The organism is Nonomuraea insulae (genome assembly GCF_042656245.1).
Window position 1 is genome coordinate 1 of sequence record NZ_JBHSPA010000023.1, and the last position, 22,240, is coordinate 22,240.

The window sequence follows — 22,240 nt, forward strand, 5'->3', positions numbered from 1 at the left end:
GGGTTGTGCATCATGCACTGGCTTTTAACACACTGTTGAGTTCTCAAGAAACGGACGCGTACATCCGCACCAGAATCCCTGGAGGACCCCAGTGCGCGAGGCGCACATTTCATTTCCTTCAGTCTACCAGATCCGGACGATCCTTGTCAAACCGCCCGATCCGGGAGCTTCCGGACCCGCCCCTTTCGAGGCAACCCTGCTAACTTACCCGAACTTTTGGAGCTTGTCCAACCACGTGGCTGGATCCACCCGAAAGTCGAGGTTTGTTCACAGGGGTGTCAGGGCCGATTGGCCCTGCGTTGAAAACTGTAGCAGCCTCAGAGGCGTAGAAGGTCCATCCTCGGGTAACGAATGGACCTTCCCTGCGTGAGTATGGTTCAAACACCCAGGCCGGCGAGCTGAGCCTCAAGCCGCGCGATGTCCGCGTCAGCCTGCTCGGCCCGGCTCCTGACCTTGGTCACCACGTCCTGCGGCGCCTTGGCCATGAACTGCTCGTTGCCCAGCTTGGCCGCCGCCTGGGCGGCCTCCTTGCGCGCGACGGCCAGGTCCTTCTCCAGCCGCTTGCGCTCGGCGACGACGTCGATGGCGCCCGCGGTGTCGATCTCCACGCTCACCGCGCCCACCGAGAACCGCGCCGTGGCGTCGAACGACTCAGGCGGCTCCGTGAGGCGCAGCAGCGACCGGATCGCCGACTCCTGGCCGGCCAGCGGTGTGCCGCTCAGCCCGAGCCGCGCAGCGACCTTCTGGCCGGGCTTGAGGCCCTGGTCCGAGCGGAACCTGCGAACCTCCGTCACCAGCTCCTGCAGCGCCTCGATCTCCGCCTCGGCCGCGGTGTCGGTGTAGCGGGCATCTGCCACCGGCCACGGGGCCACGACGAGCGACTCGCCACCGGTGACGGCCCGCCACAACTCCTCGGTCACGAACGGCACCAGCGGATGCAACAGCCTCAGGATCGCGTCGAGCACGTGGCCGAGCACCAGTCGGGTGTGCTCCTGCCCCTCGCCCAGCTGGATCTTGGCCAGCTCCAGGTACCAGTCGCAGACCTCGTCCCACGCGAAGTGGTAGAGCAGGTCGGACGCCTTGGCGAACTCGAACTCCTCGAAGGCCGCGTCCGCCGTCGTGATGACGGTCTGCAGGCGCGAGAGGATCCACCGATCGGCCGCGGTCAGCTCGGCGTCGTCGAGCGTGCCGACGGCGGCGCCGTTCATCAGGGCGAAGCGGGTGGCGTTCCAGATCTTGTTGCAGAAGTTGCGTGAGCCGGCCGCCCATTCCTCGCTCACCGCGACGTCGGCGCCGGGGTTGGCGCCGCGCAGCAGGGTGAAGCGGGTGGCGTCGGCGCCGAAACGTTCGATCCAGTCGAGGGGATCGACCACGTTGCCGAACGACTTGGACATCTTCTTGCCGTACTGGTCGCGGACCATGCCGTGCAGCGCCACCACGCGGAACGGCGGCTCGCCGTCCATGGCGTAGAGCCCGAACATCATCATCCTGGCGACCCAGAAGAACAGGATGTCGTAGCCGGTCACCAGCACGGAGGTCGGGTAGAAGCGCTCCAGCTCGGGTGTCCGGTCGGGCCAGCCCATCGTCGAGAACGGCCACAGCCCGGAGGAGAACCAGGTGTCGAGGACGTCAGAGTCTTGTGTGTAGCCGGCCGGCGGCTCCTCGTCGGGGCCCACGCACACGACCTCGCCCGCCGGCCCGTACCAGACCGGGATGCGGTGACCCCACCAGAGCTGGCGGGAGATGCACCAGTCGTGCATGTCGTCGACCCAGTCGAAGTAGCGCTTGGCCAGCTCCGGCGGGTGGATGCGGGTGCGCCCGTCACGAACGGCGTCGCCCGCGGCCTTGGCCAGCGGCGCGACGTTGACGAACCACTGCAGCGACAGCCTGGGCTCCACCACCGTCTTGCAGCGCGAGCAGTGGCCGACCGAGTGCAGGTAGGGGCGCTTCTCCGCGACGATCCTGCCTTCGGCGCGCAGCGCGGCGACCACGGCGGGCCGGGCCTCGAAGCGGTCGAGCCCCTCGAACGGCCCGTGCGCGGTGATGACGCCGCGCTCGTCCATGACCGTCAGCGACGGCAGCGAATGACGCCGCCCGATCTCGAAGTCGTTGGGATCGTGGGCAGGGGTCACCTTGACCGCGCCGGTGCCGAACTCGGGATCGACGTGCTCGTCGGCGACCACGGGGATCATGCGCCCGGTGAGCGGCAGCTCCACCATGGTGCCGACCAGGTGGGCGTAGCGCTCGTCGGAGGGGTGCACGGCCACGGCGGTGTCGCCGAGCATGGTCTCGGCGCGCGTGGTGGCCACCACGATCTCGTCGGAGTAGCGGATCGAGATGAGCTCGCCCTCGTCCTCGCTGTGCTCCACCTCGATGTCGGACAGGGCCGTCAGGCAGCGCGGGCACCAGTTGATGATGCGCTCGGCGCGGTAGATCAGCCCGTCGTCGAACAACTTCTTGAAGATGGTCTGGACGGCTCGCGAGAGCCCTGTGTCCATCGTGAACCGCTCGCGCGACCAGTCGACGCCGTCGCCGAGCTTGCGCATCTGGCCGAGGATCCGGCCGCCGGACTCCTCCTTCCACTCCCAGACCCGCTCGACGAACGCCTCGCGCCCCAGGTCGTGACGGGAGAGGCTCTGCTTGGCCAGCTCGCGTTCGACAACGTTCTGGGTGGCGATGCCGGCGTGGTCCATGCCGGGCAGCCAGAGCGTCTCGCGCCCCTGCATGCGGGCGCGGCGCGTCAGGGCGTCCTGGACGGAGTGGTCGAGCGCGTGCCCGATGTGCAGCACGCCCGTCACGTTGGGCGGAGGGAGGACGATGCTGTACGGCTCGCGCGAGCTGCCCGGGTCGGCGCGGAAGTAGCCTTCGGATACCCAGCGCTCGTAGCTACGGGTCTCGACGTCGGCCGGTGTGTACTGGGTAGGCAGCTCTGGCGTTGTCACAGTGACCAATTCTAGGGAGGCGGACAAGCGGAACGCCCCATGGTTCGTGACCACGGGGCGTCCGGATGAGCGGAATGACGGCTCAGGCCGACTTCTCACGAGGCGTGCGCTGCTGCTTGGCGGCGAGCTGGTCGCGCGGCACGAGCGTCGGGATCGCGTGCTCCAGCACCGACTCGCGGGTGATGACCACCCGGGCGACATCCTGCCTGGAGGGCACCTCGTACATGACGGACTGGAGCACCTCCTCCAGGATCGCGCGCAGCCCGCGGGCGCCGGTGCCGCGCAGGATGGCCTGGTCGGCGATGGCCTCAAGAGCGCCGTCGGTGAACTCCAGCTCCACGCCGTCGAGCTCGAGCAACTTGCGGTACTGCTTGACCAGCGCGTTGCGCGGCTCGGTGAGGATCTGGATGAGCGCCTCACGGTCGAGGTTGTGCACCGAGGTGATGACGGGCAGGCGGCCTACGAACTCGGGGATCATGCCGAACTTCAGCAGGTCCTCCGGCATCACGTCGGCGAAGATGTCGGCCATGTCGACCTCTTCCTTCGACCGGATGATGGCGTTGAAGCCGATGCCCTTCTTGCCGATGCGCGACTCGATGATCTTCTCCAGGCCGGCGAACGCACCACCACAGATGAACAGCACGTTGGTCGTGTCGATCTGGATGAACTCCTGGTGCGGGTGCTTGCGGCCGCCCTGTGGAGGCACCGAGGCCGTGGTGCCCTCCAGGATCTTCAGCAGCGCCTGCTGCACACCCTCGCCGGAGACGTCGCGCGTGATCGACGGGTTTTCGCTCTTGCGAGCGATCTTGTCGACCTCGTCGATGTAGATGATGCCGGTCTCGGCCTTCTTGACGTCGTAGTCGGCGGCCTGGATGAGCTTGAGGAGGATGTTCTCGACATCCTCGCCGACGTATCCCGCCTCGGTCAGCGCGGTGGCGTCGGCGATGGCGAAGGGAACGTTGAGCATCTTCGCCAGAGTCTGCGCCAGCAGCGTCTTGCCCGAGCCTGTCGGGCCGAGCAGCAGGATGTTGCTCTTGGCCAGCTCCAGTCCGTCGTCTCTGCCCCGGTCGCCCGACTGCACCCGCTTGTAGTGGTTGTACACCGCCACCGAGAGGGCCTTCTTCGCCTTGTCCTGACCAATGACATAGGCGTCGAGGAACTCGTAGATCTCTCTCGGCTTGGGCAGGTTGTCCCACTTGAGCTCGGAGGACTCGGAGAGCTCCTCCTCGATGATCTCGTTGCAGAGATCGATGCACTCATCGCAGATGTAGACGCCTGGACCGGCAATGAGCTTCTTGACTTGCTTCTGACTCTTTCCGCAGAAAGAGCACTTCAGCAGGTCTCCCCCGTCGCCGATGCGTGCCACCCCAGATACTCCTTTGCGTGGGACCGCCCTGCTTGCTCCCGCGAGCAGTGTCTCCGGACATTCTCCGGACTAGGCCGAACCGCTCAGGTTTCGACGTTACCGTCTTCTGGGCCCTCAGTGAGCCCCCTAGCGGCGAGTCGCACCGGAACGTGCCCTATTGGGCAGCGCCCCGGTGCGTCACGTCTCGTCTAGGAAGCTACGGCCTGAGCTCGTTTCTTCCTGGACGGGATGATGTCATCGATCAGACCATACGCCTTCGCCTCGTCCGCGTTGAGAATTTTGTCGCGTTCGATGTCCTTGCGAACCTCGGCGGATGGCTTGCCCGTGTGCCGGGCCACGATGTCCTCGAGCAGCGTGCGCATGCGCAGGATCTCGCGGGCCTGGATCTCGATGTCGCTGCCCTGGCCGCCGCCCTCGGTGGACGGCTGGTGGATCAGCACCCGGGCGTTGGGCAGCGCGAACCGCTTGCCCGGGGTGCCGCCGGCCAGCAACACGGCCGCGGCGGAGGCCGCCTGGCCGAGGCAGACGGTCTGGATCTCCGGCCTGACGAACTGCATCGTGTCGTAGATCGCCGTCATGGCGGTGAAGGAGCCGCCCGGCGAGTTGATGTAGATGCTGATGTCACGGTCGGGGTCGAGCGACTCCAGCGTCAGCAGCTGGGCCATCACGTCGTTGGCCGACGCGTCGTCGATCTGCACTCCGAGGAAGATGATGCGGTCCTCGAAGAGCTTGTTGTACGGGTTCATCTCCTTCACGCCGTAAGACGTGCGCTCGACGAAGGAGGGGAGAACGTAACGGCTTTGGATATTCATGTCAGCTCCCCCTAGGAGACCGGGCCCGCAGAGGGCACCTGCCGCGCGCTGCGCACGACGTGGTCGATGAAGCCATAGTCCTTGGCCTCCTCGGCGGTGAACCAGCGGTCACGGTCGGAGTCGGACTCGATCTGGTCCAGCGGCTGGCCCGTGTGGAAGGCGATCCGCTCGGCCAGCGTCTTCTTCACGTAGAGCATCTGCTCTGCCTGGATGGCGATGTCGGCGGCGGTGCCACCGATGCCACCCGACGGCTGGTGCATCATCACACGGGCGTGCGGCAGGCCGTAGCGCTTGCCCGGCGCGCCCGCGGTCAGCAGGAACTGCCCCATCGAGGCAGCCATGCCCATCACGACCGTGGATACGTCGTTGGGCACGTATTCCATCATGTCGTAGATCGCCATGCCCGCACTCACCGATCCCCCCGGCGAGTTGATGTACAGCGTGATGTCCCGCTCAGGGTCATCGGCCGCCAGCAGGAGGAGTTCGGCGCAGATCCGGTTGGCGATCTCGTCGTTGACCTCCTGACCCAGCACGATGATGCGCTCGCGGAGCAGGCGCTGGTAAAGCTGGTCCTCAAGCCGGAAGGACGAGCCGTTCTCACGGCCTCGCGACTCAGGCTGATAGAAGGTCGGCGGGCTGGTCACAGCGTCACCTTCCGATGCGTCGTAATCGATTGGCTTTGCTTGTGACCTTAACGCGCGCCGACTACAGCTCATGCCCGGTCCCCGGACTGTTCGCTGACGGCGCAGGTTCGGGTGCTCTTGGGCATGCTGCCCTTTGCCAGCTCATATGGCTTTCGTCCCTTCCCCGCCGCGCAGAGGCCCCGGGTCGCCCTCGGTGGCGCTGAAAGGGCGGTTCAGGCGCTCTCAGGGCAGGGCGCCGTGGGTGAACCGCCTTCCGCCCTCCCATCCCGCCAGAAGCCGTCTGAGCGCCGTACGCGGACCGCCGCCGCCCCGGAAACGACCGAAGCCCCCGGACCACCAAGGTCCAGGGGCTTCGTTGTCGTCACTTGTGGGCGGACGTCACGCCTCGGACTTGTCCTTGTCCTCGTCCTCGGAGGCGGCGGCCTCCTCCTCGACGACCTCTTCACCGTTGATCTCGGTGTAGATCGCCTTGAGGTCGACCTCGTTGCCCTCCGTGTCCACCACCTTGGCGGCGTCACCGAGCACCGACTTGGCCTTGTCGCGCACGATCTCGACCATGGCCAGCGTGAGCTGGTCGTTGTCGGCGAGGTGCTTGGCCAGCTCGTTGGGCTGGACGCCCATCTCCATGGCCCGGCGGACCACGAAGTTGGTCAGCTCCTGCTCCGAGACGCCCAGCTCCTCGGCCTTGACGATCTTGTCGAGCACGAACCCGACCTTGATCGCGCGGGCGGAGTTGGTCTCGAACTCGGCGAAGCGCTCCTCCTCCGTCGTCTGGTAGAGACGGAAGAAGGCGTCGCGGCTGAGGCCGCTCTCGGTCACCTGGTGGTCGAGGTTGTGCTTGCGAGCGTCGACCTCGGCCTTGAGCGCGCTGTCGGGCAGCGGGATGTCGATCCTCTCGAGCAGCGCGTCGAGGGCCTTCTCGCGGGCCTGGACGACCTGGTCGATGAGCTTGTTGCGGCGGGCCTGCTCGCGGATGCTGTTCTTCAGCTCTTCGAGCGTGTCGAACTCGCTGGCGAGCTGGGCGAACTCGTCGTCGAGCTCGGGCAGGACCTTCTCCTTGACCGACTTGACGGTGATGATCACGTCGGCTTCCTCGCCGGCGTTCTCACCGCCGACCAGCTCGGTCTTGAAGGTCTTCTCCTCGCCCGCGGACATGCCCTCGAGCGCGTCGTCGAGGCCCTGCAGCACGGAGCCGGCGCCGACCTCGTAAGAGACCTCGCTGGCCTGCTGCTCCTCGATGTTGTCGCCGTTGATCTCGGCGCGCAGGTCCATCACGACGAAGTCGCCGCTGGCGGCCGCGCGCTCGACGCCGGTCAGCGTCGCGAAGCGCTGGCGCAGCCCGTCGAGCTGGGTGTCCACATCTTCGTCGGAGACCTCGGAGGGGTCGACCGTAATCTCGGCGCCGGCGTATTCGGGCACCTCGAAGTTCGGCCGGATGTCGACTTCGGCGGTGAACTCGATCTGCTCACCGTCATCGATCCTCGTGACCTCGATGTCAGGCTGGCTGACCGGGAACACGTCGACCTCGTCGACGGCCTGGCCGTACAGCTTGGGCACCGCGTCGTTGAGGGTCTCCTCCAGCACTACCGCCCGACCGAAGCGCTGCTCGATGATGCGGGCCGGAACCTTGCCAGGCCGGAACCCAGGGACGCGCACCTGCTGCGCGACCTTCTTGTACGCCGCATCCATGCTCGGGCGCAGCTCGTCGAACGGCACCTCGACGGTGAGCTTGACCCGGGTCGGGCTGAGCTCCTCGACAGCGGTCTTCACGGAATGGTCTCCTTGATCAAGCTACGAGTGATCGCAGGCGCGTCCAATACGGTACGGCTCACGCGCCGCGCCCACATGAGCGGTGTTGGGCATGCTCCGCCACGGCGGGATCCAACGCCGTTGGCCAGTCTAGGGCAGATGCATACCCAACCACGACGCCACCGCGTTCAGAACTCGTCCGCGATCGTCCTCAGCAGCTCGATCGTCTCGTCCGGGGTGGTGCTCACGGCACACAGCCGCTCCATTACCTCGGTGTATCGGTCCACGTCCTCACGCTTGTCGAGGTAGAGCGCGCTGGCGAGCTGCTCCACATACACCACGTCGGGGAGATCGGTGTCGGGGAAACGCAGGACGCTGAACGCTCCCCCCTCCGCGCTGTGCCCGCCGAAGCTGAACGGCATGATCTGAATCGTGATGCTGGGTTGCCGCATCAGGTCGATGAGGTGCTCCAATTGGGCCCTCATGACCTCGGCTCCGCCTATCGGCCGGCGGAGGGCGGCCTCGTCGATAACCGCCCAGAAGATCGGCCCGTCGGGCCGGTCGAACATCCGCTGGCGCTCCAGCCGGAGATCCACCCTCCTGGCGATCTCCTCCGCCACGATGCCCGCCGAACCGGCGGTCACCACGGCCCTTGCATACTCCTTGGTCTGCAGAAGTCCCGGCACGAACTGGACCTCGTAGGTCCTGATCCTGGCGGCGGCCTCTTCAAGGCCGACGTACGCCTGGAACCACGTGGGCAGGACATCGTTGAACCGGTGCCACCAACCCGGCTCGTTGGCGGTGGCCACCAGGTCGAGTACGGCGGTGCGAGCCTGATGATCCACGACCCCGTACAGGGTCAGCAGGTCCGCTACATCCCGTTCCTTGAACCCCACTCGGCCGAGTTCCATCCGGCTGATCTTGGATTCCGACCCCCGGATGAGGTGGCCGGCTTCCTCACGAGTGACGTTCTTCGCTTCCCTGAGCTTGCGCAGCTGGGAGCCCAGGAGGATGCGCAGCGCCGTCGGCCCGGAACCCGGCTGGTTCTGCGTCACTTTGCCTCCTATCAAGGTCCGCACACACAGTGACACCACATTGCCGGGTATGACAAGGTCTCAACCTCGTGTCCGATTCGGATACCTATGCCCCCAAAACGCCGCTTGCTACTGCACATTGCACCTGCACGTGCATTTGGGTCTTGCAGGTGCCGCGTTCGTGACCCATGATGGCTTAGTGCATATTGGGCCAAACATGCACTAACCAAGGCTGAACGGGGAGGGATCGGCGGCATGGTGGAGGACCCTCTGGTCACTGCCGATTGCCTGCAGATCAGCCGCCAGATGGGCTTCGACCGCCTGCTCATGGGCGGTGAGCCGGACACGACCGCGTGTCCTCTGCCCTTTCAGGCCGACTCTGTGAAGACCGCCAGAGACGTCACTCGCTCGACACTGCGCGGCTGGGGACTGCACGAACTCAGTGACGACGCCGCGCTGGTGGTGTCGGAGCTGGTGACGAACGCGGTGAGGTACGCGATGTACGCGGCCGGGCGCAGGGAGATCGAGCTGCTGCTGATGCGGGCCACCCCCCACGTGCTGCTCGCGGTGGCCGACCCCAGCGACGAGGTGCCGCGGCCCAAGGAGCCCGACTTCATCTCCGAGAACGGGCGCGGCCTCTACATCGTCGAAACCTACAGCCAGTGCTGGGGCTGGGACCCGCTGGCCCGTGGCGGCAAGGCCGTCTGGGCCCTGTTCCGGGTCGACACCTGAGATTCGCGGGTCACTCGCCGGTCACGCCGTCGATGCGCTCGCGCAGCAGGTCCGCGTGGCCGTTGTGGCGGGCGTACTCCTCGATCACGTGGACGATGATCCAGCGGTGCGAGCAGTCCTGCCCGTTGCGCTCGCCCACGGCGTCCAGCGGCTTGGCGGCCGAGATGACGCGCGCGAGGTCCGTCTCCTCCTTCCACGTGTCGAACGCCTCCTGGACCGAGGCGGTGTCCACCTCGTCGAAGTCGGCGTCGTTGTGGCGGTCCTTGTCCCAGAGCTTGGGCAGGTCCTCACCGTTGAGCACGCGGCGGAACCAGACGCGCTCGACGTGCGCCAGGTGCCTGACCAGGCCCAGCAGGGAAAGGGTGGAGGGCGAGGCGGAGCGCTGGCGCAACTGCGCGTCCGACAGGCCGGCGCATTTGACGGCCAGGGTCGCGCGGTGCCATTCGAGCCAGTTGTTCAGCACGGTCCGCTCGTCGCCGATGAGGGGCGGAGGGGTACGGGTATCGGTCACGAGGCCCGACCTTATCCGTCACCGGCGCCCTGCCCGCCATTCGGTCTGGAGCAGGCGGTAGGCCGCCGCGCGTACGGTGTCGTCCCTGACGTTGCCCACGAAGTCCTCCGGGGTGTTCCCGCACAGGTGGCGCAGGGCGGCGGACTCGTCCAGGAGAGACTGGATGAGCGTCCTCTGCGGCGTCAGGCGGAGCGGGCCGTCCCCGGTGGCGAGGCAGCCGTGCCTGCCCTCGTACACGAAGGGGGGCGGCAGGCGGGTGCCGTCCTCCAGGGTGACGGGGTCGGTGAGGGGGCGGCGGCGGTAGTTGGGCTCGGTGAGGTCGAGCGCGGCGAGTTGCTCCTCGTCGAGCCAGAGCACGAACAGCCTGGAGGTCTCGCCGGGCGTCTCGATCGGCGCGGCCGGCACGTAGCCCCACTTGCTCACGTGGGCCGAGACCCCGGGGGCGATGCCGCGTACCTCGGCGACCGTCATGGGGACGACCGGGCGTACCCCGTGGTCGAGGAACTTCCTGCGCACCTGGCTGGGGGCGGCGTTGGAGCCGACGGCGACGACGCGGTGGCGGGCGTCCAGCGGCGCGCGGCCCCGGGCGGCCAGCAGGGCCGCGGCGCTCTCACGCCACCCGCCCTCCGGCAGCGGCACGTACGCGTCATCGGCCAGGACGCCCGACCCCGCCGGGACACGGCCGGGATAGGTGAGCGGGCGGGCCATGGGATCGTCCGCGAAGAGGTCCACGCCTCCAGCATGCCCTCATCGCCTCGCGACCAGCGCCCACAGACGCGCCGTACTCGACCTGCGTCCCCACGCGATCACGGCGCAGAGCACGAGCGCGACCAGCGGCAGCACGAGCCCGCCCCCGGACACGAACGCCTCGGTCAGCGCCGCGCAGACGGTCAGCCCCACGAACGCCAGCCCGGCCACCCCGGCCAGCCGCGGCACCAGCAGCGCCACCGCCCCTGCCACCTCCAGCACCCCGGTGAGGTTCCTGAACCAGTCGCCCAGCCCGATCGCCTCGAACGTGGACGCGGCCGGCTCGGTGCCGGCGAACTTCCCCATGGCCGATATCAGGAAGAAGCAGGCCATGACGATCTGCAGGACCCACAGAGTGACGGTGGCGGCGCGGCCGGTGGTCTGGTGCGGTGCGGTGGTCATGGCATCGACGCTAGGCGCGCTGATCAACGAGGGCCATCGGGGTAGGTGCCGGGCAGGGGTGCACCTAGATGCACCCCTTGACGGCTCACTGCTTGCGGGACTGGTTGAAGCGCAGCATGTTGCCCGCGGGATCGCGGAAGGCGCAGTCGCGCACGCCGTACGGCTGGTCGACCGGCTCCTGCAGCACCTCGCCGCCCGCGGTGCTGATGCGCTCGAAGGTGGCGTCGCAGTCGTCGGTCTCGAAGATGACGCCGCGCAGCAGGCCCTTGGCCAGCAGTTCGGCCATGGCCTCCTGGTCGGCGGGTGAGGCGTTCGGGTCCGCGAGAGGCGGTTCGAGGACGATGTTCATGTCGGGCTGCGACGGCGGGCCGACGGTCACCCAGCGCATTCCCTCGAACCCGACGTCGTTGCGCACCTCCATGCCGAGAACATCCCGGTAGAAGGCGAGTGCCTTGTCGTGGTCGTCGACGGCGATGAAGCAGGTGGAAAGCTTGAGGTCCATGCACGTCACGCTACTGTCGCGGGGCGGGTTTGGCTGTCTTGTTCCTGACGGGTCGCGTGTAGAGCTTGGCGAAGCAGGCCGGGATGGCGGCGCCCTCGTCGTGGCTGCGGGCCCGGTATGAGCTCGGGCTCTCGCCGACCAGCTCGGTGAAGCGCGAGCTGAACGATCCCAGTGACGTACAGCCGACCTCGAAGCAGACCTCCGTCACCGTCAGGTCACCCCGCCGCAGCAGCGCCTTGGCCCGCTCGATCCTGCGTGTCATCAGGTGGCTGTAGGGGGTCTCCCCGAAGGCGGCGCGGAAGCTGCGGGAGAAGTGGCCCGGTGACATGAGGGCGACGCGCGCCAGCGCGGGAACGTCGAGCGGCTTGGCGTACTCGCGGTCCATCAGGTCACGGGCCCGGCGCAGCCGGACCAGGTCCTCCAACGTCACACGACCACCATCCCACAAGACCCGCTCGCGAAGGCCCCCTTCACATCGGAGGGGGCCAGCGGGCCTGGCCCTCTAAGGAATTAGGTAGATCTTTCGCCACATAGTTCCCGTTATATGACATTTAGGACAGCGCTCCTGACCTGGCCTTTTACTCCCGGCGGAGTCTCAGGTCACCTCTCTTGGGGCACTTGACCTGCAGAAATGGCACGGTACTCTCGCCCTACCACAGGCTTCCGGTTTAGCCACTTCAGTCCTTAATCATCACTTCTGCCAGGATCTGTATGGGTAAATCCGGTCTCGTCCCGGAGGTCCCACACTTCCATGACGCACGAAACTGCCCCGATCGCTCCACAGGCAACCGATGACCACGCGGACCAACCGGCTGACCGGCCTTCTCATCGGCCGGATACGGACGCCGGAGGCCGCCAGGACTCTCGCGGTGAGCACCAGGGCTCTCGTGGGAAGAGCCAGAGCACCCAGGAGAAGCCGACCGGCCCAGCGAGCCCCGGCCAAGACGGCGCCGGCCAGAACGGCTCCCGCCAGGAGGACTCTCCCCAGGAGGGCTCCCATCAGGAGGGCGTCAACCCGCCGCCCGGAGCGACCCGTCCCGCGCCTGAACCGACCCGAGCCTCGGACACGCCGCCAGTCACGACCGCACCGACGCCGTCCTCGGACACACCCACGGTCGCCCCTCAGCCAACCTCCGACACACCCACAGCGACGCCCACCTCGACATCCGACGCGCCTTCAACCACGGCTACTCCACAGCCCACCTCAGACGCACCGACTGCCGCTCCCCCCTCCGATACGCCTTCCCCCACGACGTCGGCCTCGTCCTCCCCCACTGCCACCCGGACGACGCCTGACTCACCGTCATCCACCCCCACCCCCACTGCGTCGGATTCGCCATCAGCCACCCCCACCCCCACGACATCCGACTCGCCCACGACTACCGCCACGACGTCGGACTCGCCGTCAGCCGCGGCCGCCTCCGAAGCCGAGCCGACCGCCACCTCCCCTGAAGCGACGACCACCACTCCGCCCTCTCCCATGGCAACCGCGGCCCCCACAACCGAGCCCGCCAGGGCGGAGGACGTCGCTGCCACGCCGACGACGTCCAGCACTGTGGCCCCTGGAGCCTTCCCCACACACCTCAACTCCGCGATCACCAGCCCACTGCCGAGCTCGTCCACTCCAACGATGATCACCTCAGCCGTGGTGCTCGTGGTGGCCCTGCTGGCCGTGCTCGCGGTGCTCGTGGTCAAGGCCCGCCGCGGAACTCGCCTGGCCACCGCCGGATACGTGGAACCCGTCCCATCCGCGCCCACCCCCCTCGACGAGGGCGACCAGTGGAGGCGGCAACTCCTGGAAGCCATCGAGGCCGCCGCCTCCGACCTACACGAAAGTGCCCCGCCCGGCGCACTCCACGGACAGGAGAACCCGCGCCCTGTGACAGGTTCGCCCGTACCCGGCGCCGGCACGGACCCTCAGGAGACCGCCGCCTGGACTCCGCCCTTCGAGCCCCCCGGCCCTCTGGAGTCGCTCTTCAACTCCGAACCGAGCAAGAGCCTCGCCAACCCCCTGGAGACCTCCCCGTTCGACCCCTTCGCCCCGGACTCCGACCCGGAGTACCGCGGACGCAGGCGACGCAGCGAACCCCCCGCCACCGACGAGAGCGCCGACGACGACACCCGGCCGGACGACCCCGATCGCTCCACCCCGTAGCTGGCGGCGCGCCCTACCAGGCATGGATTTACTGCGTGCCGACCGAACGCCTCAACGCGTTGTGGAGCATGCTGCGCCCTCTGCCCCTGGGTCCGTTCCTGCCGACCTACACGGCCGAAAAGTTGTTCGTGGCCCCGGGGCTGCTCGCGCAAGTCAGCGGTGACGAGACCAAAGCCGTCGTCTCCTTCGGCGCGCTATACCGGGCAACCCTGACACCGCTGCTCGAACATGGGTTCCGCTGGGCCCGCTTCGATGGGTGAGCCGTTGCGCTGATCAAGGGTGGCAGGATGTGCCTGCAGCGTTCCGCTCGCAGTCGGGCGCCGATGTTCCGGGGTTGCCGCCGGAGAGACCTGGCGACCTCAGACGCCCTTCCCCAACTCGTTCGGAAGGAGAGTCGTCATGGCGATGCCTGAGCCGAAGATGTGCCACTGCTGCGGCGAGGAACTGTCGGAGGACAACCTCGCGTGGGATTACTTGTATCCGGACGATCTGACTGAGCAGATCGAATCCGAACGACCCGACCCGGTGATCCACTATGAGAGCCGTACCGTCATCGTGTCCGACGCGGGCAGCTTCATGAGAGCGATCATGCCCGTACGTCTCGATGCCGGACTGACAGCCACGCTCGGTGTATGGCTGGCCTTCACCTCCAAGGAGGAGTTCGAGCGCACGATGGCCGCCGGGCGGGCAGGTGGGGATGTCTGGAAGGCCCTGACTTTCAGCGGTGTCCTGGTCAATCGCGTCGAGCCATGGCCAGGCGTCTACGGAGCGGAGGCGACCGCCACTGTGCTGGCCGACAAAGGCCCGAACGGCGCTCCTTACATCAGTGGCACGACTCAGCCCTTGCTCGCTGAAGTACTGGCTCAGGAGTGGCCGCATCAGACCTTCCTTCCAGCGCGGAGCCGCTGATCTCGGCGACCTGGCATCGCGTGCCCCTGCCTGGCGTTCGTCGGCCGCCGTCGGCGGGATCATTCACCGCGATCAAGCAGAACATCAAGCAGGCGGGTGACTGCTGCCACCGCTGTTTGGAGCTTCGCCCGCCTTTTCAGGCCGTGCTTCGCCTGGGAGATCTGCTGCAACATGTTTCAGCAGATCTCCCAGGCGCACCGGTCGTGGACGAGGACGCTCGGAGTCAGCCCTTCTGAACTCTATGCAGGTGTGTTCTCGCGCCAGCCACTGCTCATCCATGGGCGCGCCCATGATGGCCTCTGCCGTCATGAGGGACGCCGTGCCGTAGTTGTTCTGCCACGCCTCCAGCCCACCGGGGGTGGTGCTCATCCACCGTTCCGCTGTCTCCTGGTCGGGCTTGGCATCGTAATCCCACGTCATGCCGTCGAAAGCCACCACGACGTGCCCCTTCTCCATGTACGTGATGTGCGGTGGACCGAAGTCGCTCCAGCCGACGTCCAGGCACACGCCTGCCTGAGAAAGGCGTATTCGCTCGTCGGTCTCCACGCATGGCAGCCCTGGTTCCATGAGGACAACGCCATGGCCGAGCGCACCGGCGAGTAGGAACGATATTCCGTCCTCGATCTGAAGGGACGAGGCCTCGCCGGTTTCGTCGAAGGTGGCTGCCGTCACGAGGTTCCGGCCTCCGCCGTAGATGGTGAGCACGTCGTCCAGGGTGACGCCCGTACACCAGGTGATCCAGGTGGTGTTCCCTAAGGCGTCGGCCACCTGCTTGTAGTCAGTCACGGCGTGATCCTGCCGTTCTCTACCGGAGACAGCAAACGCTGGACGCTTCTCACCGGGACAGCTGGGACAGGCTTCAAGTCGCCCTGTCCCTCATGCTGGCGCGGACGCCGTACTCAGAGCCGTTGAGGACTCAACCATGCACACCTCCCTCCTCACCGGTGCCCGGGCGGAGGAGCTGAGAGTGCTCAGGTGGGACCACGTGGACCTCGGCGGGACGCCAATGCGAGCTCGCCCCTCCCGCCGTACGTCGCCAAGTGGCGCTCTGTACGAGCCGGCGGCGACACCAAGACCAGGAAGTCAGGAGGGACGCGCGCACTGCCCAAGAGGTGCGTAGAGGCGCTTGTAGCGCTCCAGGCGATGCAGAGAGAGGCCCAGGGAAAGGAGTGGAAGGCGAACAGCCTGGTGCAACCGGACGGAACTGGACGCGGCCAACGTGAGGCGCGCGTTCCGCAATGTCATCAAGAACGCGAAGGGGGATGAACCCGAAGGAGTGGACGCCCCGAGAGTTGCGGCACAGCTTCGGGTCCCTGCTCTCTGACAACGGGCTGCCGCTCGAAGAGATCTCCCGCCTGGTCGCGCACAGCAGCACGGCGACGACCGAAGCGGTCTACCGGAAGCAGATCCGTCCCGTCGTCCAGTCCGGAGCGGTAGCCAATCGCATCTTCGGCAGCTCTGGGGCTGCATAGTCACTCACTTAGTCACTCAGAAGGCCCCTCCCGATCTGGGAGGGGCCTTCTTGGCTGGTCGGGGCGACAGGATTTGAACCTGCGACTTCTTGCTCCCAAAGCAAGCGCGCTGCCAAGCTGCGCCACGCCCCGTTTCGCCGAGTACGCATGCGCTCCGTGACTCCGGTACGCTTACGCCCTGACGACCGGATGAAGTCTAGACCAGAGTTCGACCGGTTCGCGCGGACGTAGCTCAATGGTAGAGCCCTAGTCTTCCAAACTAGCTACGCGGGTTCGATTCCCGTCGTCCGCTCCAAGGCGACAAAGGGCCAGGTCAACCCCCACCCGGGGTGCCTGGCCCGAGGTTTTTCCAGGCCTCTTCCGTCATTTCGGCGAGAGTGCGCATCCGGTGCCCGTACGCCTCGTGCCCGTCGGAGACGAAACCGTCGTCGCCGTACGGCAGGCCGCAGAACGAGGCGCGGAAGCGCTCGGGAGGTCCGCCCGCGGGCAGCGGCGCGTAAGGCTCCAGCGGCCGCAGGTCGTAGCCCGAGCGGGACCGGTGGCTGTTGCGCGCCACCTGATGCGCCTGCAGGCGGATCAGGGCGTCCAGGTCCTGCTCCACGAAGAACTGCAACATGCGGTACTGGCTGTCGAGGAACTTCTGGAGGCCCCTGGAAGGGTGTTGCAGGAGGTACACGCAGACCACGACCGCGTGCCAGCGGTACATCTCCGGGTCCCGCTGCTCCTCGGCCAGGATCGCGTTGTAGTAGTCGGCGCACAGGCCGAGGGGGCCCGCCGCCGCGCCGCAGTCACAGGGGTGCATGCCGGGCACCCAAGCCAGGGGCCGGGCGGGCGTCGAAGGCATTTCCGCGCTCGTAAGCTGTGATCGATGCGTGCGCGACCGATCTCCCGTGAGGCCCTCGTCGAGGAGCTGGCCGAGCTGATCTGCGCCCGGCCCGCGGACGCCTGGGTGCGGGTGGCCGTCGACGGCGCGCCCGCCGCCCGGCCCTGGGCGCTGGCGGACGACCTCGTGGCGCCCCTGCGCCTGCGCGGGCGGCCGGTGTCACGGGTGTCGGCGGGCGACTTCCTGCGGCCCGCCTCGTTGCGTCTGGAGTACGGCAGGACGGATCCCGACGCCTTCTACGACGACTGGCTCGATGCCAAGGCGCTGCGCAGGGAGGTGCTGGAGCCGCTGGACCCGGGCGGGTCCGGGCGGGTGTTGCCGGCGTTGTGGGACAGCGGGATCGATCGGGCGTACCGGATGCCGTACGTGGAGCTGCCGCCGGGCGGGGTGGTCCTGGTGGACGGGACGTTGCTGCTGGGGCGGGGGCTGGCGTTCGAGGTGAGCGCGCACGTGTGGTTGTCACCCGGGGCGCTGGAGCGGGGCACCCCGGAGGAGGAGCGGTGGCGGTTGCCCGCGTACGAGCGGTATGAGCGTGAGGCGCGGCCCCAGGAGACGGCCGACGTCGTGATTCGGGCCGACCACCCGGATCGGCCCGCGGTGTTGCGGCCGGGGTGACCGCCACGGCGGGCGGTCACCCGCTCGTCATCGCGCCGTGGGACGCTTGCCGTGGTTCGCCTTCTTCTTCTTGCGTGCCTTGCCCTTGCGCGCGCGCCTGGCCATAAGCTCGCCTCCGATGATCGGTACGGCATGAGCCCCCAACTTCTCTCGCCCACGCTGACCAGCGCAAGCGAACCCCGCGAACTAACATTCCCCAACAATTCCGTGTCATAATTTGGTGGAATCTGTTGGAAGGAACGGACGTGCTCGCACAGCAGCGGCAACAGACGATCCTCGAACGCGTGCGCAGCAACGGCGGCGTCCGGGTGGCCGACCTCGTACGCGAGCTCGGCGTCTCCGACATGACCATCCGCCGCGACCTTGAGGTGCTGGCCGAACGCGGGCTGCTGGAGAAGGTGCACGGCGGCGCGACCGCGCTCGGCCCCGGCTCGACCGAGGAGCCGGGCTTCACCGCCAAGTCCGCCCGCCAGCAGCAGGAGAAGGCGGCCATCGCGCGGCACGCGGCCACACTCGTACGGCCGGGAACGGCCGTGGCGCTGTCGGCGGGGACCACCACGTGGGCGCTGGCCCACCACCTGATCGGCGTGCCCGAGCTGACCGTGATCACCAACTCGATCCCGGTCGCCGAGGTCTTCCACCGCAACCCGCGCACCGACCGCACGGTCGTGCTGACCGGCGGCGTACGCACTCCGTCCGACGCCCTGGTGGGCCCGGTCGCCGTGGCCGCGATCCGCCGCCTGCACGTGGACACGCTCTTCCTCGGCGTGCACGGGATGAGCGTGCGGGCCGGGTTCACCACGCCCAACCTGCTGGAGTCCGAGACCGACAGGGAGCTCGTGGCGGCCGCGCACCGGCTGGTCGTCCCCGCCGACCACACCAAGTGGAACACCGTCGGCATCAGCACGATCGCGGAGCTGAGCGAGGCCCACGTGGTCATCAGCGACGCGGGGCTGCCCGAGGAAGCACGCACGGAGCTGGCCGAACGGGCCGTAGAACTGATCATCGCGGAGGGCTCGCCTTGAAGCGCACCATCACCCATCTGGCCGACGGCCGAGAGCTGATCTACTTCGACCGGCGCGACGACGCCGACAGGAGCGTGATCGACCGGCGGCCTCTCGAAGGCCGGCCCGTGGCCTCCGAGTTGCGCTACGACCCGCTGACGGAGGAGTGGATCGCGATCGCCGGGCATCGGCAGACGCGGACGTTCCTGCCGACCGGCGGCGCGGCCGAGTGCCCGTTGTGCCCGTCGTCGGAGGAGCGGTCGACAGAGATCCCGGCGTACGACTACGACGTGGCCGTGTTCGAGAACCGCTTCCCCTCTTTTTCCGGAAATTTTGGGACTTATGAGGCTGTGGGTGGGCTGAGTGAGGTCCGTCCGGGCGTGGGGAGGTGTGAGGTGGTGTGCTTCACCTCTGATCACTCCTCCTCCTTCTCCAAGCTCTCCAACGCCCAGGTGGAGCTGGTCATGGAGGCCTGGGCCGACCGCACGGCCGAGATGTCCGCGATCGAGGGCGTGGAGCAGGTGTTCTGCTTCGAGAACCGGGGCGAGGAGATCGGCATCACGCTCGCCCACCCGCACGGCCAGATCTACGCCTACCCGTACGTCACGCCCAGGACCAAGCTGCAACTCGGCGCCGCCCGGCGCTATACGAAGGGCAACCTGTTCGCCGACGTGCTGGCCGCCGAGCGGGAGGCGGGGACGCGGGTGGTGGCCGCCAACGAGTTGTGGACGGCCTTCGTGCCCGCCGCCGCGCGCTGGCCGTTCGAGGTGCACCTCTATCCGCACCGGCAGGCGCCCGACCTGGCCGCGCTCACCGAGGAGGAGCGGGCGGCGTTCGCGCCTCTGTACACGTCGGTGCTGCGGGCGTTCGACGGGCTGTTCGGGGTCGTGATGCCGTACATCTCGGCCTGGCACCAGGCGCCGGTGCGGCAGGATCGTGAGCTGGGCTACCTGCACCTGGAGTTGTTCAGCATCAGGCGGGCGGCCAACAAGCTCAAGTTCCTGGCGGGCTCGGAGTCGGCGATGGGCGCCTTCGTCAACGACGTGTCGCCTGAGGAGGCCGCACGCATGCTTCGATCACAGGTAGATCACTAATGGATTTCTAATTAAGGTCGCATGACTCGTGATCTACCACTAATATCCCGTTATGCACCGGCCGTAACGGCCGTTGCACGCCTAATCCCGGGCGCGGCGCCCGGGAGCCGGGGACCCAAACCGCACCTGGGGTGAATCCGCTTCGGCGGTAGGGAGCACCTCCCATGCCCGAACCCGTCAGCTAACCCGGCCGGCAGAGGGAGAGGAACACCTACGTGGCGGCTTCGTCCCCCGCGGCTCTTGCCATCGCTCTCATCACCGCCGGCGCCCTCGCCGTCCTCCCGGCGACCGCGGCCTCGGCCGCCCCCAAGCCGACGGAGTCGGAGCTCCGGGCCCAGCTCAAGCAGCTCAACACCAAGGTCGACAAGCTCATCGAGAAGTACAACCTCAAGCGCGTCGACCTGGCCAAGGCGCAGCAGGGGGTCGAGACGGCCAAGGGCAAACTGGCCGCCGCCGAGCAGGCGCTGACCGCGGCCGAGCAGCGCGTCGCCGAGATCGCCCGCCTGCGCTACCAGAACGCCGACCCCTCGCTGCCCTCCTTCATGCTCCCGGACAACGGCGGCTTCATGCTCCCCCAGAACGGCAGCAGCGCGGCCCTGCTCGAACAGATCACCGCCGAGCAGCAGGCCATCGTGAACGGCGTGATCAGGGCCCGCGACGACAAGAAGAAGGCCAGCGAGGAGGCCACCGCGCTGGCGGCCCAGGTCAAGTCGGACGCGGCCGAGGTGGACGAGCAGCGCGACGACGCCGAGGACGTCATCAAGGACATCCAGGACAAGCTCGAGGACCTGGTGCCGTACGCGACGGGCCGCAACTCCGACGGCTCCTGGGCGCCGCAACTGCCGTCGGGCTCGGACAACATCACCTCACGTACGCGGCTGATGAAGGCCGAGGTGGGCAAGAACTTCGCGCTGCCGTACGACGTGGGCTGCTTCCGCTCGGGCTCCGACGGCGAGCACCCTCTTGGGCGGGCCTGCGACTTCATGATGAGCACGGGCGGCACGACGCCCAGCTCCGACCACAACGCCCTCGGCGACCGGATCGCCGACTGGGCGCTGAAGAACAAGGACAAGCTGGGCGTCAAGTACGTGATCTGGAAGCAGCGCATCAACCTGGGCTCGGGCTGGCGCACGATGTCCGACCGGGGCAGCATCACCCAGAACCACTACGACCACGTGCACATCTCGATGAACTGAATCGCCATCAGCATGGGGCGGCTTCGGGGGACGTCAGGGTGTCCCACGCCGCCAGGGCACAGGCGATGACCGTCTCCAGTCGCGCCCGGGTGGCTCCATCGCGGGAATGGATGGCCATGCCTTGCAGGACGGCGGCGTAGAAGTCGGCGACGGCGTCGACATCCGTGCCGGCGGTCACGTCGCCATCCTTGATGCCCTGCTCCAGTCGTCGCCGGAAGGAGTGCGGCACGAGTGCGCGGCGTTCGGCGAGGAAGCCACGCAACCCGGCGTTCTGGGTCGTGCCCGTCAACGCTGACAGCACCACCATGCAGCCTGGCGGCGTGGCGGGGTCCGCGAACCTGTCGGCGTTGGCGCGCAGTGCCTGGGCGACGCCCTCCCGCGCGGTACCGGCCGTCTCCAGAAGGTGCAGCGGCCTGGCGCCCTCCGTCGCCCCGTACAGCTCGACGGCCTCCCTGAACAGCTGCTCCTTCGCGCCGAAGCCGGCATAGATGCTGGCCGAGGCGATGCCCATGGCGGTGGTGAGGTCGGCCATCGAGGTGCCCTCGTAGCCGCGCTCCCAGAACGTGATCATTGCCTGGCGTAGTGCCAGGTCCCGGTCGAAGCCGCGTGGCCTGCCCCGTTCCGCCATGTCCGCCACCTTTCTTTGTCGATTGACCAAGATATCCCTTGACCGGCTCGGACGCATCCTGCTATTTATTTCTTTGCCGATCGACAAAGAAATGAGGCGGACGTGAGCGAACTGGCCGGCAAGGTGGCGTTGGTGACGGGTGGCAGCCGGGGCATCGGGGCGGCGATCGCCCTGCGACTGGCCCAGGACGGGGCGGAGGTGGCCATCACCTACGTCAACGCCGCCGAGGAGGCGCGGGCGGTGGGCCGGCGGATCGAAGCCGGCGGCGCCCGGGCACTCGTGATCAAGGCGGACTTCGCCGACGCGCACGCGGCCACCGCGGCGGTCGAGCAGACCGTGGCGGAGCTGGGCAGGATCGACATCCTGGTCAACAATGCGGCCGCCTTCGCCGTCGGGGATCTGGCCCAGGTGACGCCGCAAGAGGTGGACCACGTGCTGGCGGTCAACGTGCGGGCGGCGTTTCTGGCCTGCCAGGCGGCGGCGCGGCACATGGACCGTGGGGGCCGCCTCATCAACGTCGGCACCTGCGTCGCCGAGCACGTTCCCGGGCCGGGGATGACATTGTTCGCGATGAGCAAGTCCGCGCTGGCCGGCCTCACCAAAGGCCTGGCCCGCGATCTCGGCCCGCGCGGCATCACCGCCACCGTCATCCACCCCGGCCCGATCGACACGCACGCGAACCCGGCCGACGGCCCGCAGGCTCCGATGTTCAGCGGCGTGACCGCGCTGGGCCGCTACGGCACCGTCGAGGACATCGCCGCCGCCGTCGCCTACCTCGCCGGCGAAGGCGGCCGTTACGTCACCGGTTCGGCCATCAACGTCGACGGAGGCTTCGCCGCCTGA

The 22,240-nt window shown here is 67.7% G+C and carries 26 protein-coding genes, 2 tRNA genes and 1 riboswitch; of the genes, 11 read left to right on the plus strand and 17 right to left on the minus strand.

Features of this window, described 5'->3' with window-relative positions; translation table 11 throughout:
* Positions 1–377 precede the first annotated feature (377 nt).
* From ACFPZ3_RS17555 to ACFPZ3_RS17580, 6 genes are all read right to left on the minus strand, one after another.
* Entirely contained in the window at positions 378–2,942 is a 2,565-nt protein-coding gene (locus tag ACFPZ3_RS17555) for a valine--tRNA ligase (RefSeq protein ID WP_465263556.1), read from the minus strand.
* A gap of 82 nt (positions 2,943–3,024) precedes the next feature.
* Positions 3,025–4,308, minus strand: a complete 1,284-nt coding sequence (gene clpX / locus ACFPZ3_RS17560) for an ATP-dependent Clp protease ATP-binding subunit ClpX (RefSeq protein ID WP_138718359.1) — start codon at positions 4,306–4,308, stop codon at positions 3,025–3,027.
* 188 nt (positions 4,309–4,496) lie between these two features.
* On the minus strand, positions 4,497–5,120 hold the full coding sequence (locus ACFPZ3_RS17565) for an ATP-dependent Clp protease proteolytic subunit (RefSeq protein WP_379515193.1): 624 nt from the start codon (positions 5,118–5,120) through the stop codon (positions 4,497–4,499).
* Positions 5,121–5,131: 11 nt separating this feature from the next.
* On the minus strand, positions 5,132–5,764 hold the full coding sequence (locus tag ACFPZ3_RS17570; RefSeq protein ID WP_379515736.1) for a ClpP family protease: 633 nt from the start codon (positions 5,762–5,764) through the stop codon (positions 5,132–5,134).
* 378 nt (positions 5,765–6,142) lie between these two features.
* Positions 6,143–7,534 (minus strand): trigger factor, encoded by a 1,392-nt coding sequence (gene tig, locus ACFPZ3_RS17575; protein WP_379515194.1) that lies wholly within the window; start codon positions 7,532–7,534, stop codon positions 6,143–6,145.
* 167 nt (positions 7,535–7,701) lie between these two features.
* Positions 7,702–8,568: a helix-turn-helix domain-containing protein gene (locus tag ACFPZ3_RS17580; RefSeq protein WP_379515195.1), complete on the minus strand. Its 867-nt coding sequence runs from the start codon at positions 8,566–8,568 to the stop codon at positions 7,702–7,704.
* A 234-nt stretch (positions 8,569–8,802) separates the two neighbouring features.
* Between ACFPZ3_RS17580 and ACFPZ3_RS17585 the strand changes: the two genes are divergently transcribed.
* A complete protein-coding gene (locus ACFPZ3_RS17585; RefSeq protein WP_379515196.1) occupies positions 8,803–9,279 on the plus strand; it encodes an ATP-binding protein in 477 nt (158 codons plus the stop codon).
* A 10-nt stretch (positions 9,280–9,289) separates the two neighbouring features.
* Here ACFPZ3_RS17585 and ACFPZ3_RS17590 read toward each other — a convergent pair whose 3' ends face one another.
* The 6 genes from ACFPZ3_RS17590 to ACFPZ3_RS17615 all read right to left on the minus strand — a co-directional run bounded on the left by ACFPZ3_RS17590 (position 9,290) and on the right by ACFPZ3_RS17615 (position 13,064).
* Positions 9,290–9,790, minus strand: coding sequence for a DinB family protein (locus ACFPZ3_RS17590; protein WP_379515197.1), 501 nt, complete (start codon positions 9,788–9,790; stop codon positions 9,290–9,292).
* 18 nt (positions 9,791–9,808) lie between these two features.
* Complete coding sequence (locus ACFPZ3_RS17595; protein WP_379515198.1) at positions 9,809–10,522, minus strand: hypothetical protein; 714 nt, start codon at positions 10,520–10,522, stop codon at positions 9,809–9,811.
* A 15-nt stretch (positions 10,523–10,537) separates the two neighbouring features.
* Positions 10,538–10,939, minus strand: a complete 402-nt coding sequence (locus ACFPZ3_RS17600) for a DoxX family protein (RefSeq protein WP_379515199.1) — start codon at positions 10,937–10,939, stop codon at positions 10,538–10,540.
* An 85-nt stretch (positions 10,940–11,024) separates the two neighbouring features.
* A complete protein-coding gene (locus ACFPZ3_RS17605; protein WP_379515200.1) occupies positions 11,025–11,441 on the minus strand; it encodes a VOC family protein in 417 nt (138 codons plus the stop codon).
* Positions 11,442–11,451: 10 nt separating this feature from the next.
* Positions 11,452–11,826, minus strand: a complete 375-nt coding sequence (locus tag ACFPZ3_RS17610; RefSeq protein ID WP_379515737.1) for a helix-turn-helix transcriptional regulator — start codon at positions 11,824–11,826, stop codon at positions 11,452–11,454.
* A 737-nt stretch (positions 11,827–12,563) separates the two neighbouring features.
* Positions 12,564–13,064: a hypothetical protein gene (locus ACFPZ3_RS17615; RefSeq protein WP_379515201.1), complete on the minus strand. Its 501-nt coding sequence runs from the start codon at positions 13,062–13,064 to the stop codon at positions 12,564–12,566.
* A gap of 7 nt (positions 13,065–13,071) precedes the next feature.
* Between ACFPZ3_RS17615 and ACFPZ3_RS17620 the strand changes: the two genes are divergently transcribed.
* From ACFPZ3_RS17620 to ACFPZ3_RS17630, 3 genes are all read left to right on the plus strand, one after another.
* Positions 13,072–13,596: a hypothetical protein gene (locus ACFPZ3_RS17620; protein WP_379515202.1), complete on the plus strand. Its 525-nt coding sequence runs from the start codon at positions 13,072–13,074 to the stop codon at positions 13,594–13,596.
* Between the two features lie 35 nt (positions 13,597–13,631).
* Positions 13,632–13,856 (plus strand): hypothetical protein, encoded by a 225-nt coding sequence (locus ACFPZ3_RS17625; protein ID WP_379515203.1) that lies wholly within the window; start codon positions 13,632–13,634, stop codon positions 13,854–13,856.
* 139 nt (positions 13,857–13,995) lie between these two features.
* Positions 13,996–14,505 carry a DUF2199 domain-containing protein gene (locus ACFPZ3_RS17630; RefSeq protein WP_379515204.1) on the plus strand — a complete coding sequence of 170 codons (510 nt, stop codon included), beginning with the start codon at positions 13,996–13,998 and terminating at the stop codon, positions 14,503–14,505.
* Positions 14,506–14,589: 84 nt separating this feature from the next.
* On the opposite strand, the gene ACFPZ3_RS17635 is transcribed toward ACFPZ3_RS17630, so the two are convergent.
* A complete protein-coding gene (locus tag ACFPZ3_RS17635; protein ID WP_379515205.1) occupies positions 14,590–15,291 on the minus strand; it encodes a hypothetical protein in 702 nt (233 codons plus the stop codon).
* A 476-nt stretch (positions 15,292–15,767) separates the two neighbouring features.
* Between ACFPZ3_RS17635 and ACFPZ3_RS17640 the strand changes: the two genes are divergently transcribed.
* A complete protein-coding gene (locus ACFPZ3_RS17640) occupies positions 15,768–15,977 on the plus strand; it encodes a tyrosine-type recombinase/integrase (protein WP_379515206.1) in 210 nt (69 codons plus the stop codon).
* Positions 15,978–16,032: 55 nt separating this feature from the next.
* Here ACFPZ3_RS17640 and ACFPZ3_RS17645 read toward each other — a convergent pair.
* Positions 16,033–16,109 (minus strand) — tRNA-Pro (locus ACFPZ3_RS17645).
* Positions 16,110–16,198: 89 nt separating this feature from the next.
* Here ACFPZ3_RS17645 and ACFPZ3_RS17650 point away from each other — a divergent pair.
* Positions 16,199–16,272, plus strand: a tRNA-Gly gene (locus ACFPZ3_RS17650).
* Positions 16,273–16,290: 18 nt separating this feature from the next.
* On the opposite strand, the gene ACFPZ3_RS17655 is transcribed toward ACFPZ3_RS17650, so the two are convergent.
* Complete coding sequence (locus tag ACFPZ3_RS17655) at positions 16,291–16,779, minus strand: DUF5946 family protein (RefSeq protein ID WP_379515207.1); 489 nt, start codon at positions 16,777–16,779, stop codon at positions 16,291–16,293.
* 66 nt (positions 16,780–16,845) lie between these two features.
* On the opposite strand from ACFPZ3_RS17655, the gene ACFPZ3_RS17660 reads away from it, so the two are divergent.
* Entirely contained in the window at positions 16,846–17,475 is a 630-nt protein-coding gene (locus ACFPZ3_RS17660; RefSeq protein WP_379515208.1) for a nucleoside/nucleotide kinase family protein, read from the plus strand.
* Between the two features lie 27 nt (positions 17,476–17,502).
* Here the strand turns inward: ACFPZ3_RS17660 and ACFPZ3_RS17665 are convergent, their stop codons facing one another.
* Positions 17,503–17,580: a 50S ribosomal protein bL37 gene (locus ACFPZ3_RS17665; protein WP_371252575.1), complete on the minus strand. Its 78-nt coding sequence runs from the start codon at positions 17,578–17,580 to the stop codon at positions 17,503–17,505.
* A 140-nt stretch (positions 17,581–17,720) separates the two neighbouring features.
* Here ACFPZ3_RS17665 and ACFPZ3_RS17670 point away from each other — a divergent pair, with 140 nt between their 5' ends.
* The 3 genes from ACFPZ3_RS17670 (at position 17,721) to ACFPZ3_RS17680 (ending at position 20,769) form a co-directional block, all read left to right on the plus strand.
* Positions 17,721–18,500 carry a DeoR/GlpR family DNA-binding transcription regulator gene (locus tag ACFPZ3_RS17670; RefSeq protein ID WP_379515209.1) on the plus strand — a complete coding sequence of 260 codons (780 nt, stop codon included), beginning with the start codon at positions 17,721–17,723 and terminating at the stop codon, positions 18,498–18,500.
* Positions 18,497–19,573: a galactose-1-phosphate uridylyltransferase gene (gene galT / locus ACFPZ3_RS17675; protein WP_379515210.1), complete on the plus strand. Its 1,077-nt coding sequence runs from the start codon at positions 18,497–18,499 to the stop codon at positions 19,571–19,573. Before ACFPZ3_RS17670 ends, galT begins: the two co-directional genes overlap by 4 nt.
* Positions 19,574–19,641: 68 nt before the next feature.
* A riboswitch (cyclic di-AMP (ydaO/yuaA leader) is annotated at positions 19,642–19,783 on the plus strand.
* A 5-nt stretch (positions 19,784–19,788) separates the two neighbouring features.
* Entirely contained in the window at positions 19,789–20,769 is a 981-nt protein-coding gene (locus ACFPZ3_RS17680) for a coiled-coil domain-containing protein (RefSeq protein WP_379515211.1), read from the plus strand.
* Positions 20,770–20,776: 7 nt separating this feature from the next.
* Here ACFPZ3_RS17680 and ACFPZ3_RS17685 read toward each other — a convergent pair whose 3' ends face one another.
* Entirely contained in the window at positions 20,777–21,397 is a 621-nt protein-coding gene (locus ACFPZ3_RS17685) for a TetR/AcrR family transcriptional regulator (RefSeq protein ID WP_379515212.1), read from the minus strand.
* Positions 21,398–21,499: 102 nt separating this feature from the next.
* Between ACFPZ3_RS17685 and ACFPZ3_RS17690 the strand changes: the two genes are divergently transcribed.
* Positions 21,500–22,240, plus strand: a complete 741-nt coding sequence (locus tag ACFPZ3_RS17690; protein WP_379515213.1) for an SDR family NAD(P)-dependent oxidoreductase — start codon at positions 21,500–21,502, stop codon at positions 22,238–22,240.

Coding starts and splice junctions, on each gene's coding strand:
- ACFPZ3_RS17565 (WP_379515193.1), bottom strand. CDS start 5,120: ATGAATATCCAAAGCCGTTACGTTCTCCCCTCCTTCGTCGAGCGCACG.
- ACFPZ3_RS17585 (WP_379515196.1), top strand. CDS start 8,803: ATGGTGGAGGACCCTCTGGTCACTGCCGATTGCCTGCAGATCAGCCGC.
- ACFPZ3_RS17600 (WP_379515199.1), bottom strand. CDS start 10,939: ATGACCACCGCACCGCACCAGACCACCGGCCGCGCCGCCACCGTCACT.
- ACFPZ3_RS17605 (WP_379515200.1), bottom strand. CDS start 11,441: ATGGACCTCAAGCTTTCCACCTGCTTCATCGCCGTCGACGACCACGAC.
- ACFPZ3_RS17610 (WP_379515737.1), bottom strand. CDS start 11,826: ATGGACCGCGAGTACGCCAAGCCGCTCGACGTTCCCGCGCTGGCGCGC.
- ACFPZ3_RS17620 (WP_379515202.1), top strand. CDS start 13,072: ATGATCACCTCAGCCGTGGTGCTCGTGGTGGCCCTGCTGGCCGTGCTC.
- ACFPZ3_RS17630 (WP_379515204.1), top strand. CDS start 13,996: ATGGCGATGCCTGAGCCGAAGATGTGCCACTGCTGCGGCGAGGAACTG.
- ACFPZ3_RS17640 (WP_379515206.1), top strand. CDS start 15,768: ATGAACCCGAAGGAGTGGACGCCCCGAGAGTTGCGGCACAGCTTCGGG.
- ACFPZ3_RS17655 (WP_379515207.1), bottom strand. CDS start 16,779: ATGCACCCCTGTGACTGCGGCGCGGCGGCGGGCCCCCTCGGCCTGTGC.
- ACFPZ3_RS17660 (WP_379515208.1), top strand. CDS start 16,846: ATGCGTGCGCGACCGATCTCCCGTGAGGCCCTCGTCGAGGAGCTGGCC.
- ACFPZ3_RS17665 (WP_371252575.1), bottom strand. CDS start 17,580: ATGGCCAGGCGCGCGCGCAAGGGCAAGGCACGCAAGAAGAAGAAGGCG.
- ACFPZ3_RS17685 (WP_379515212.1), bottom strand. CDS start 21,397: ATGGCGGAACGGGGCAGGCCACGCGGCTTCGACCGGGACCTGGCACTA.